The 10,456-nt window shown below is 43.4% G+C and carries 5 protein-coding genes; 2 read left to right on the top strand and 3 right to left on the bottom strand.

Annotation, left to right across the window (positions count from 1 at the left end):
* Positions 1–185: 185 nt before the first annotated feature.
* The 3 genes from glnS to L2744_RS15650 form a co-directional block, all read right to left on the bottom strand.
* Positions 186–1,856 carry a glutamine--tRNA ligase gene (gene glnS / locus L2744_RS15660; protein ID WP_248992797.1) on the bottom strand — a complete coding sequence of 557 codons (1,671 nt, stop codon included), beginning with the start codon at positions 1,854–1,856 and terminating at the stop codon, positions 186–188.
* Positions 1,857–2,044: 188 nt separating this feature from the next.
* Entirely contained in the window at positions 2,045–4,339 is a 2,295-nt protein-coding gene (gene feoB / locus L2744_RS15655; protein WP_248992796.1) for a Fe(2+) transporter permease subunit FeoB, read from the bottom strand.
* Positions 4,332–4,571 carry a FeoA family protein gene (locus tag L2744_RS15650; protein ID WP_248992795.1) on the bottom strand — a complete coding sequence of 80 codons (240 nt, stop codon included), beginning with the start codon at positions 4,569–4,571 and terminating at the stop codon, positions 4,332–4,334. Before L2744_RS15650 ends, feoB begins: the two co-directional genes overlap by 8 nt.
* Positions 4,572–5,568: 997 nt before the next feature.
* On the opposite strand from L2744_RS15650, the gene L2744_RS15645 reads away from it, so the two are divergent.
* Together L2744_RS15645 and L2744_RS15640 are read left to right on the top strand one after the other, a co-directional pair.
* Positions 5,569–8,082 (top strand): OmcA/MtrC family decaheme c-type cytochrome, encoded by a 2,514-nt coding sequence (locus L2744_RS15645; protein WP_248992794.1) that lies wholly within the window; start codon positions 5,569–5,571, stop codon positions 8,080–8,082.
* 395 nt (positions 8,083–8,477) lie between these two features.
* Complete coding sequence (locus L2744_RS15640; RefSeq protein ID WP_248992793.1) at positions 8,478–10,424, top strand: OmcA/MtrC family decaheme c-type cytochrome; 1,947 nt, start codon at positions 8,478–8,480, stop codon at positions 10,422–10,424.
* Positions 10,425–10,456 lie beyond the last annotated feature (32 nt).

Here is a 10,456-nt window from a genome sequence, read left to right as displayed (position 1 = left end):
CCATATATAATCAACGACGGCCGCATTTGGCCTTAAAATACAAAACGCCCGATGAGGTTCATCAGGCGTTTTAGGTGGAAATAAGTGTCAACTTATTTCAGGACTAGACATTTAACTCATTTTAGCCCCAATTTACTTGGGACTTCATCTTACTCAAACTTATCCACTTATTCGAACTTATCTATTTATTCGAAAGAGTCACGCAGTGCGACAGTTAAGTTGAAGACTAAACGGTCTGGTGCAGAATCTTTATTATCGGCACAGAAATAACCTTCACGCTCAAACTGATACGCCTTCTCTGCTGGTGCATTGACTAAACTTGCCTCAACAAAGCCATTTACTACGACCAAAGATTCTGGGTTTAAGACTTCGTCCACGGTCTCAGCAGCCGCTGGATTGGGATCGGTAAATAGACGTTGATACAAACGGAATTCAGCTGGTTTGGCTGTTGTTGCTTCAACCCAGTGGATCACGCCTTTGACTTTACGACCATCGGCTGGATTTTTACCTAAGGTTTCAGGATCATAAGTACAGTAAACCGTCGTGATATTGCCTTCACTGTCTTTATCACAACGCTCAGCTTTAATCACATAGGCGTTACGTAAACGCACTTCTTTACCTGTGACTAAACGTTTGTAATGTTTATTCCCTTCTTCTTTAAAGTCAGCAATATCAATCAATATTTCACGGCCAAAAGCCAGTTCTCGCGTCCCCATACTTTCGTCATTAGGGTGTGATGCCGCTTGAATCGTCTCAAGTTGACCTTCTGGATAATTTTCAATGATGACTTTTAATGGACGCAAGACCGCCATAGCGCGTGGTGCATGCTCATTAAGTTCTTCACGGATGCACGCATCAAGCATGCTGACTTCGATCATATTTTCTTGCTTAGTCACACCAATACGTTGGCAAAACTCACGAATTGATGCAGGTGTATACCCACGACGGCGCAGACCTGCAATCGTTGGCATACGCGGATCATCCCAACCCGATACTAGCTTGCGGGTCACTAAGTCGTTTAACTTACGCTTAGACATCAACGTATATTCAAGATTTAAACGAGAGAACTCATACTGACGAGTACGATTTGGCGCTTGAAAATCATCTAAATTGTCCAGTACCCAGTCGTATAAACGACGGTTATCTTGGAACTCTAAAGTACACAAAGAATGAGTAATATGTTCCAACGCATCAGAAATACAATGCGTAAAGTCATACATAGGATAAATACACCACTTATCACCCGTTTGATGATGGTGGGCAAAACGAATACGATAAATAACCGGATCACGCATGCACATAAATGGCGAGGCCATATCAATTTTGGCACGCAATGCACACTCGCCTTCTTTGAACTCACCTAAACGCATTTTTTCAAATAAACGCAGATTGTCTTCAACGGCTGTATCACGGTATGGGCTATTCTTACCGGGCTCCTTTAGCGTTCCACGATATTCACGAGTTTCATCAGCGTTTAAAAAACATACATAGGCTAAACCTTTATTAATAAGTTCAACCGCATATTGATGTAACTGATCAAAATAGTTTGATGAATAACGAACATCGCCATCCCACTGGAATCCAAGCCAACGAACATCCGCCTGAATAGAATTCACATAATCAATGTCTTCTTTTTCAGGATTGGTATCGTCAAAACGTAAGTTACATAGACCCTTATAGTCACGTGCTATCCCAAAGTTTAAACAGATAGACTTTGCATGACCTATATGCAGATAACCATTCGGCTCAGGCGGAAAACGGGTCTGCACACTTGTATGCTTACCGCTTTGCAAATCCTCATCTATGATATTACGAATAAAGTTACTCGGACGTACTTCAGTGTCCACATGACTCATGGAATTCCTCTTTGCGAACAATGGCTATTTTAAGAAAAGCAGCATGATCCTACAGATCCCTACTCGTTACAATGCCTAGTGCTAAAAACTCTGGTTTTTGACCAGCTGGGTTTATAACCGCGATAGTAAAACAATAAAAGCAGCCATGAAAGCTGCTTTTATCTTTGCGTCCACTAAGCTGACATTTGTTACTCAGTGATAATACGGATCCCCGGAATGATTTGCTGCGTCCGACGCCCCTTACGCTTCAGCCACAAGTAGAAACCAGCTAAAGCAAGTAAGAAAAATCCAATCCACAAACTCGATTGCATCGGATGCTGACTAAAGGTGGCCGCTTGGTACACAATCGTCGCAGAACCATAGGCCAGTGAGAAAGTCCACGTTGCCGCAAACGTTGCCCAGCGAGAACCAAACTCGTTCACTAACGCACCCATTGCAGCCACGCAGGGAGTATAGAGTAAGATGAACAGCAAATAAGAGAATGCCGCTATCTTAGTGGTAAATCCCGATTGCAATGCACTAAAGGTCGAGGTTGCAACACCTTGAGACTCGGCAGCAACTTCAGTATTTGACACATCACCCACAGATAATTTCAGTGGGTCTTCTAAATCTAATCCAAACAAATTTGCGGGTATTGTTGCTAAGGCTTCATTAAAGCTATCGACCAATGGAGTCAGTTCACCGCCATCAGGTTCAGCATTGGTATAGAGACTATTTAAAGTTCCCACTACGGCTTCTTTGGCAAAAATACCCGTGATAATTCCCACTGTTGCAGGCCAGTTATCCGGCTCAAGTCCCATAGGCGCAAACACAGGCGTCACTTTTTGACTCGCCACACTCAGTAAGGATGCTTGGCTATTTTCATGCCCAAAACTACCATCAACCCCAATTGCATTAATAAAGTTCAATAGTGTCACAACTAAAACAATGGTCTTCCCCGCCCCTAAGATAAAGCTCTTAGTTCGTTTACCTGTACGTACCATAACCGCTTTGAGCTTAGGTAATTCATAACTCGGTAATTCCATGACCACTGCACTGCTGGTGCCGGGTAGTAAGGTACTTCTGAGCAATAATCCCGTACCAATCGCCGCAAATATCCCAATGATATAGAGTAAAAAGACTAAGTTTTGCCCTGAATCTTGGAAAAAAGCTGCAGCAAATAAAGCATATACAGGGAGACGCGCACCGCAGGACATAAAAGGTGCCATCATACCAGTGACAATACGCTCACGCTCACTGCCTAAGGTTCGCGTTGCCATAATTGCAGGTACTGAACATCCAAACCCCACAATCATAGGCACGAAGGCTTTACCGGGTAGACCGATACGGCGCATTAATCCATCGACCACAAATGCCGCACGCGCCATATAGCCAGAGCTTTCGAGAATAGACAAACCGAGGAACAGGGCCGCAATGACAGGTATAAAAGTTGATACCGTTTGAATACCTTGGCCAACACCACCCGCTAAGATGGTGACTAACCAGTCTGGTGAGCCCATGCTCGTTAAGAAAGCACCAAAGTGATCGACAAATAAGGCGCCAGCAAAAACATCGAAGAAATCGATAAAGGCACTGCCGATGTTGATACTGAACATAAACATCAAGTACATCACAAACAAAAATACTGGAATACCAAGCACTGGATGCAATACGAGTTTATCTAACTTATCACTTAACGTGAGGAAACCACTCGCCTTTACAGAGCCTTGAAACACTCGCTCCACGAAATTAAAACGCGTGGTCGCGACCATCACTTCGATATCATGTCCTTGGTGCGCGATAAGTTGAGTGCAATCATTAACTTCACTCTGCAACTCGGAATTTTTACAACTACCACACCCTGAGCCATTGCCAAGCATGGCAAGTGCCCGACCACGGCTGAGCTTAGGATCCTTACGACAAAGTAACTGCACCCCAGCTTCAATTTGCTCATCATAATCGAGCATAAGCGGCGCTTCAGAGACGCGTCCTTGAAGCAAATCAAGTACCTGAGCCTGCACTTTTACAACGTCAGCAGGATCCCGTGAACACACACCAATGACGGGACAACCCAGTTGTTGGCTCATTTTATTTAAATCGACTTTAATACCGCGTTTAATTGCAGCATCAATTTTATTTAGTACCACCACCATAGGAATAGCGAGCTCACGCAACTGGGCGGTGAGATATAGGTGGCGTTCAATATTAGTGGCATCGACTAAGTTAATAATCCCATCGATACGTTGTTCGGCTAGATATTGCTGGGCGATCTGTTCATCAAGGGAGCAATCGCAACTGTTTCCAGCGGGGAGCAAGTCATAAATGCCGGGTAAGTCAGTCAAATAAACATCAGCACCATTTAGGGTGAAATGTCCGGTCTTTTTTTCGACTGTCACACCAGACCAGTTACCGACTTGTTGATTCGCGCCTGTTAACGCGTTAAAGAGTGTTGATTTACCCGCATTTGGGTTACCAACAGTGACGCAATGAAACTGCTTAGTCATTCGCCTTTTCCACCTCAATGATGTCTGCCAAGTCTCTGCGCATGCAAAGTTTACTACCACGAATATCCAGCTCTAAACCCGAGCCCATGGGCGCTCGTCGGATCAAGGAAAATCGCGTATTTGGCGTGATACCCATAGATAATAATTTGCGCTTTACTGTTTGTGGCAGATCCAAGCGTCCGACTTCAGAAATAATGCCACGGTCACCGGGACTAAGTTCGCTTAACTTCATTACGTATTCCACCTTGCAACAGGTTCAGCTTGAAAAACTGCGCCTATTGTAGCTGAGCGATGAGCCTAATAACTTTACCTAGATCAACATTTTTGACTGGTAACGATAATAGTTTTCAATTGTGTTGGGTATTATGTGACAAAAATCCCAATGAATAAACGACCAACTGAAAATAAAAATCAGCCTCCATAATCAATAGCTAATGCAGCTAACTTAAAGGTTACATAAAAGTAAACAAATACTCGTATAAAACCAATATTACCTGCATAAGCATTTTTATTTATCACGAGTAAAATCATCCGTCTTTACAATCAAGAACAGAATTTTGTTAAGCAATCGTCACTCATATGTTCTAGAATTAAACACGCTAAATTAGCAATATCAAAAGCTTCAAAATAACAAATAAAATTAGCGAGTAAACAGCTATATATAAAATATCTAATATAATCTCATAGCTGATTTACATAACAAATCCTTACACAACAATTTGTAAAATAAAGATAAAAGTGAAAATAGCTTATTATCACTTTGGTTTAAGACTCACCAAAGTACGCCTAAAAGTAAAATTTTTTATCCATAAGCTATCACAATGATGTTCAACGGATTGCTCGGAAGGTCACCACGACAACACCTAGACTCTCTACAGGCATATCATCAAACTTGAAAACACAATAAGAAATTGAACCCTGTATTTTCTGTTGCACAAAAGGTGGACGAGCAAGAGTGCTAAAACTACATGAAATATACTAACCCTATGATGCTGGACTAAAAGGTCAGCAACTACAGATGAAAAGGAACTCACCCTATGCAGCTAACTACCTCCAAAGAAATAGTCAGATCTCAATCACATTACCCACCTAAAGTGACTGATAAGTACCAGTGACTTACGTTAGCCTTACAAATGGAAAATTAATTCCACACATCTTATATACATAATGAGATTAATTCTTATTTACCATGTATTTGATGATGATTACAACTATTGCAGGGAAATATCATGATGAAACGGTTCAATTTCAATACCGCAACTAAAGCGATGTTGGGTGCCGGCTTACTTTCACTCCTACTCGCAGGTTGCGGTGGTAGTGATGGTAACGATGGTGAAGATGGGCAACCAGGCCCAGTCGGTTTAGATATCGCTCAAGCAACGACGCTTAAAGCCAGCCTTGAAAATGTAAAAATTGACAGCGGCATAACTAGCGTAGACATAGTACTCACCAATGCTAATGGCGTACCAGTAACAGGCTTAGAGCAGTATGCTCAAGTTAATGCGCTAGCCCTAGGCATAGCAAAACTAGCCCCAGAGAGTGGTAAAGGTTATAAAGCACCACAATGGGTCAGCTATATCAACTCAGTAAAAGCCGCGGATCCTGCGCGCAGTCTGGCAAACTATAGCTATACCGAGGGTGAAATTACTAAAGACGTGAAATTCACCCCCGGTGATGCAATTCAAGCCAGCATAGAATCAAGCTGTAAAACCACTTGCTTAAAAGTCGTGGACAACGGCGTCTATCGCTATACTTTCCAAACTAACTTAAGCACATTAGCGCCTATTGAAGGCCTTGATTTAAGTTACGATCCCACACTAGTACACCGTATCACCCTAGAACTTCAAACCGACGGTAGCAAATCAGCTAAGTTGGTCAATAGTCATATCGACTTCTTACCAAACGATAATTTCAGAGAAGCTAAAACGACTGAAACTCGTACCGTTGTTGATCTAGAAGCTAACTGTATTAAGTGCCACAGCACAAATTACAGCGATACCTCTTCAACCGCTAAACCATTAGCACTTCACGGTGGAAGACGTATTGGAATTGCGAACTGTCAAGTTTGTCATACCAGCTATAGTAAAGATCCAGAAACAGGAGCATCTTTGGACATGGCCGCTATGGTGCATGCAATCCACAAAGGTACCTACACTATGGTCGGTTACAGTGGCACCGCCTACGACTTTAGCGGCACTATGGCTAAAGCGGCAGCTCAAAATGGCTACCCACAATACCGTGAAGGTAAAGACGTTTCTGAGCGTGTCACTCTGCCAGTCGATATTGGCAATTGCCAATCTTGCCACAGCACCGATGATAAAGGTCCAGTGGATGCCGCAAACTTCAAGCATCATAAAGGTTTAGCTTGTGCATCTTGCCATATGACAGGTTTCAATACTGTTGATAACAGCGAATGGTTAACCCCGCCTGAAGGTCAAAAAGACCGCGGCTTCGTTGGTAACTATTTCCACTACTACGCCACCCCTGAAATTGATGGTATTCCAGGTGCAAACCTCGTGAATGTATTCCAAACAGGCGGTTGTGCTTCTTGCCATGCAGCAGAAGGTGAAGAAGGTAGCGCTAAGTACCATTTAGCTAAAGCAAATGCGACTAAATCACTACGCACTGAATATACCTATAAGCTCGGAAACGGTACATTCGATGCAACTAAAGGCGAATTAACCTTTACGGTGGATTGGCATAGTGATGTTGCACCACACCAAGATCCTAAAGTAAAAGAATTTTGGGTAAGCCTTACAGCGTTTAATGGCACTGAATATACTATGGGCCCCCGCCCATCTAACGGTGCGCTCGGTCGAAGTGAAAACCGTATTTCAGTAAACCTTGCAAAAGTTGATACTAACGCTAATTTAACTGCAACAGCCAATGGCTCACAAGTGACCTATACATTGTCAGGTATCACTGCAGTGATCGGAACTTCATCAGTACCATACAAGCAGATTGTGAGCGTTGGTAAAGGTTTCATGGATGGTAAATTACTGCTCTGTGCAAACTCAGCAGAACTTGATCCAACAATGGATGCCGCAATTGATTGCAGCAGCACTGAAGCTCCAATATACGAAGTGATTGTTGGTAGCAACAAAGCGTCGTTCTCTGCCGATGCTAGCAATGTCACCGCTCGTAGCGTGGTTGTATCTGAAGCTAAATGCGCTAACTGCCACGGTGAGAAAGCCGACTTTTCAGCCTCTCATGCACTGACTCATGCGGCTGACAAACCTGATAGCAGTTGTGGTACTTGTCACTCAGCAGTACCAAATACTGCAGTCGCTTTAGCCGATGGTAGTTGTGTTACTTGCCACAATGGCGCACCTGCTCACAGTAAAAAGCCGTTTGAACGTGGTTTTGACTTTAAAGTCATGATCCACCAAATTCACGCCGATACTCGTAGTGTCCGTCGCCTAACTACAGATGAAGCAACTTTCCCAGAAAACCCAGCGAACTGTGCGGCCTGTCATGATAAAGGTCAACTGAGCTTAGTTAAACTGGGCGATAAGCCTGCATTCTTGGCAAACACTGGTGAATACTCACCTACTGTTGCTGCCTGTGCTTCTTGCCATGCAACAACTGCAACTGATAGTGCGGTGATCGGTCACTTCGAAACTAATGGCGGTGTGTATAACGGTGTTGCGGGAACTTATATTCCTGGCAGCGAAACCTGTGCAACCTGTCACGGTGAAGGTAAAACATTTGGTGTGGATACAGTTCACCCAGTGAAATACTAATATTCCTTTAATTACTGACTGATAATTAACTTTCAAAATCCCCTCACTACGGTGAGGGGATTTTTTATGCAAAAATCACTTCATTTAAATTGTCCAAATACACGCTAAAACATCAGTAATTCACTGCCAATTCTCTCTGTTAAGTTCGCTGTTTTTTTAATCTAAATTTAATTTCCCCCTTAGGTTTAACTACCTATTTAGAAATAGAAAGATCCAAGTCACACATTAGCAAAGGCCTTGGAGATTTTAACGGCATGTTAGGTTAGCCTTTCGTTGGGGAATTCTATTTCCAGCATTAACTTAAGTCGTTTCTAGTTATTAAAAAACACAGGCATAGAATCTGTATGAGCTAGAATATAAACGTTTAAGCAATGCCAAACCTATGCAGGGAAAAAATGATGAACGCATATAAATCTAAAATCGCACTGCTGTTAGCAGCAAGTGCAGTCTCTATGGCCTTAGTGGGCTGTGGTGGCAGCGATGGTAATGATGGTACTCCCGGTGAACCTGGTGGCGAGCCCGCTGGTGCGATCCAAACCTTAAATTTTACTTTTGAAAAATCAGTCATCACTAACGGTGTACCTAGTGTTGAATTTACGGTTACTAACGAAGATGATTTACCCGTAATCGGTTTACAAAAAATGCGCTTTGCGGCAGCACAGTTGCTCCCTCAGGGTGCAACGGGTGCAGGTAATGCTTCGCAGTGGCAGTATTTTGGTGATGAAACCTGTGATGTAGCAGCGACTTGCCCAGGCACTTTTGTTGATAAGAAAAACGGTCACTACAGCTATACTTTCAACATGAATCTGACCGCCAACGCAAGCATCACTTACAATGACCAGTTAGCACAGCGCGTGTTAATCCGTGCCTATAATACGCCATTACCCGATGGTACATTAATCCCGAACAGTAATGCCTACGTAGATTTTGCCGCTGATACAGGTGCACAACCGACTTACAGCCGCAAGATTGTTACCACCGAAAGTTGTAACACTTGTCACCAAGACTTAGCCAATGTGAAACATGGTGGCGCCTATTCCGACGTTAACTACTGTGCAACTTGCCATACCTCTGACAAAGTTAAACAAGGTAATGAATTTAATGCCTTAGTGCATGCTAAGCATAAAGATTTAACCTTAGGCTCATTAGAAAGTTGCCAAAGCTGTCACGCTGAAAATGATGCGGCGCCAGACTGGGGTAATTGGTCACGCATTCCTACCGCAGCTTCTTGTGGTAGCTGCCACAGCACAGTGGACTTTGCTGCGGGTCAAGGCCATTCACAACAACTTGATAACTCAAACTGTATCGCCTGTCATAACAGTACTTGGACAGCTGAACTCCATACGGTGAAAAACATCGAGAAAAAAGCGGTTATTGCCCAGTTAGGCATGACAGCAACACTGGTTGGTCAAACCGACGATACTGCAGTTTTAACCGTATCTATCTTGGATAAAGATGGTAAAGCCATTGATGCAGCAACCGTTCAAGACAAGATCAAACGCTTAGAAACAGTCACTAACGTCGGTCCAAACTTCCCAATCATGGGCTACAACCCAAGTCCAGGTAGTGGTAAAGCTAAAATTGCTAAAGACTTAGTCAAAGAGGGTGTACTGCAAGAGGGTGTTACCCTAGTTGACGGTAAACTGGTATTTACGACCCCTGCACTGCCTTTCGGCGCGGGTGATACAGATACTGCCTTTACCATTATTGGCTTAGAAATGTGTAGTTCTGGTTCTAGCCTAACAAGCTGTACAGCTGATAGTGCAACGACCAGTATGAAAGCCGAGTTAGCCTTTGGCACTAAATCAGGCAATGCCCCAAGCATGCGCCATATCAATTCTGTAAAATTTGATACATGCGTAGGATGTCACAGCGACACCTTTGAAATTCACAAAGGCCACCATGCTGGTTTTGTGATGACAGAACAATTAGGTCGCGAGCTTAATGGCAAAATGACTGTGGGTGTCGATGCTTGTGTCGCCTGTCACACCCCGGATGGTACCTATGCAAGTGGTGCCAACAAAGGTGCGTTGGAGATGAAATTACACGTTGTTCACGGTGAACAAGGTGTCATTAAAGAATGTACTCAATGTCATAACGACTTCAACTTAGATTCATTCAAGGTTAAGGGCGCACTGGCAACAACCGCAGGTAAATACACCACGCCAATTACAGCGACTTGTACTTCATGCCATACGCCAGAATCCATTGGTCACGGCTTAGAAAATATGGGCGCAATTGTGAACGGTGACTATGTCCAAGCAAATCAAGCGGCGCAGTCAGAAACCTGTTTCTACTGTCACAAACCCACTCCAACAGATCACACTCAAGTGAAAATGTAATTTGCCCAAGCGGGGGGAGTTTAACTCCCCCT

The organism is Shewanella profunda, from assembly GCF_023283765.1.
In the GTDB taxonomy this organism is placed as follows: domain Bacteria; phylum Pseudomonadota; class Gammaproteobacteria; order Enterobacterales; family Shewanellaceae; genus Shewanella; species Shewanella profunda.
Note: the sequence above shows the minus strand (reverse complement) of the source record. Positions and strands in the feature narration are given on the sequence as shown.